The sequence below is a fragment of the Candidatus Manganitrophus noduliformans genome (genome assembly GCF_012184425.1).
In the GTDB taxonomy this organism is placed as follows: Bacteria; Nitrospirota; Nitrospiria; order SBBL01; family Manganitrophaceae; genus Manganitrophus; species Manganitrophus noduliformans.
The window spans coordinates 1-1,118 of the sequence record NZ_VTOW01000022.1 but is presented as its reverse complement, the minus strand read 5'-3'; the positions used below and the strand labels follow the sequence as shown (position 1 = coordinate 1,118).

Annotated in this window: 1 protein-coding gene; it reads left to right on the top strand. The window is 43.7% G+C overall.

Annotated features, from left to right (window positions below; translation table 11 throughout):
* Nucleotides 1-114 precede the first annotated feature (114 nt).
* The gene (locus MNODULE_RS24350; RefSeq protein ID WP_168063802.1) at nucleotides 115-810 is read left to right on the top strand and encodes a YncE family protein; all 696 of its coding nucleotides are present in this window, start codon (nucleotides 115-117) and stop codon (nucleotides 808-810) included.
* Nucleotides 811-1,118: the final 308 nt, after the last annotated feature.

Here is a 1,118-nt window from a genome sequence, read left to right as displayed (position 1 = left end):
GAATCGTATCGCTTCAAGAGCAGCCAGAAAAGAATGAAGGAAGCAGTCCAAACAGCAACCTTATAACCCAGAGGGGTGGGTCCATTTTACTTTATCGCGGTGGGTCCTTTTTACTTGATCATTTACACCCCTACACTCCATATATTTAACATCATCCACCGCACCACTCTGGAGAGAGCATTATCTGATTTCGTATTCGGTTATGGCAACTCCTGTTTAATCGAAAATGGGATCGATCGCCTCTTCATTAACTTCGGTGGAGAAGAGTATGGAGGAAGCGAAGGATTGCTGATTCTAGATACAAGGGAGAATTCAGTGGTGGGTCAGATAAAACTGGGAGAATATACAAGACTGCTGGGTCCGACCGAGAGCAATGATCAAATCCTCATTGGAGTCGGAGGAAAACAAATCCTGATTCTGGATACAAGAAGTCATGCGATCCTGACGTCCCTGAATGTTGGTTTTCATGCACTCAGAGGAATTGCAGACAGAGATCAATTCCTTCTTTGGGTTCCCCCCGGGAGAATTCAAGCCCTTCAATTGACTGATTACCAGGTGTTGCCTCCTCTTCCTGTCACCGGCGTTTATGAATTCTCTCTTACCCCGGATCGAGAACACCTCGTTATATTAAGAGGAGAGGAAATGCGGACTCAGACTGATCGGATCAGTTTTTATGACCGATCAAGAGAAATGATTGTACACGAGCAGTTCATCTCAGACGGCAGGCATCTTTTTACCTCCTCAGACGGTCGTATTTTCTTTATAGAAAGAGAAGCGAATACCTTACTGCTCAACGAGGTTTTACTGTAGATGTAGTGATACATTGGAACAGAGTCTCACTTTACTTATTATTATGGGTCTGCTCTTCCTACTGCTCATTTCTTCTGCATTTATATTTCTGACCACCCTAAAGATAGAGCAGGCGAAGACCCCATAAGAACTCAGACGCATCATGAAGACCTTCTATATGAGGGAAATCAGACACGAGGAACTAGCAGGGTGCTGAAAAAATGGATATTGGATCACGAAGTCTATCTGTTAACCTCTGGTTGCCTTTATGAAGCCGGCTGAATTTCATTTTTCTTTTAGTTTAGATGTCACTCTCAGGAGCTTTTCCT